At 72.7% G+C, this 560-nt stretch carries 1 protein-coding gene; it reads right to left on the bottom strand.

Annotated elements, in window-relative coordinates:
• Window positions 1-560 (bottom strand): DUF222 domain-containing protein (locus A5622_RS21000; RefSeq protein WP_156753041.1); only part of this gene is annotated, 560 nt, incomplete at both ends.

The following is a 560-nucleotide window of genomic DNA, read 5'->3' as shown; positions in this document are numbered from 1 at the left end:
TTGAGTCCGTCGTGGTTGCGTTGGGCGGTGCTGCGCGAATCCCGTTCGATCACCTGTTCACTGGGACTGCCGTCCACGCAGGGGGCGTCGTCGTGGGGGTTGCACATGCCGGGGGCGGCGAGTTTGGCTAGGACGGCTTCGAGGGTGGCGCGGGTTTCGGGGGTGAGCCAGCCGCGCAGCGGCGACATGCCGTCGGGTTGCTGGTTGCCCAGGGTCAGGCCGCGCGCCCGCGCGCGGTCGTCGTCGGTGTAGGTGCCGTCGGGGTTGAGGCAGTCGGCCAGGGTGCGGGCCAGTCCGGCGAGTTGTTCGGGGCGAAACCGGCTGCCTTCGGTGGCCAATCGCGCTTCGGCCTGCTCGCGGGTGGGCGTGTCGATCCAGCCGGGTAGCTGGTGGTAGAACTTGCGGATCACCGCGACCTGGCCCGCGCCCAGCTCGCCCCGGCGTTGTCCGGCGGCGGTGGCGGGCAGCATCGGGCCCAGCGGGTCGCCGGTCAGGCCGTGGCGCGGGCCCAGATCGCGTGCCTCGTTGAGGCGGCGGGCGGCTTCGGCGCGGCTGATCAG

It is taken from the genome of Mycobacterium sp. 1245801.1, from assembly GCF_001673055.1.
Taxonomy (GTDB): Bacteria; Actinomycetota; Actinomycetes; order Mycobacteriales; family Mycobacteriaceae; genus Mycobacterium; species Mycobacterium europaeum_A.
This window is presented reverse-complemented; position numbering and strand designations above follow the sequence as displayed.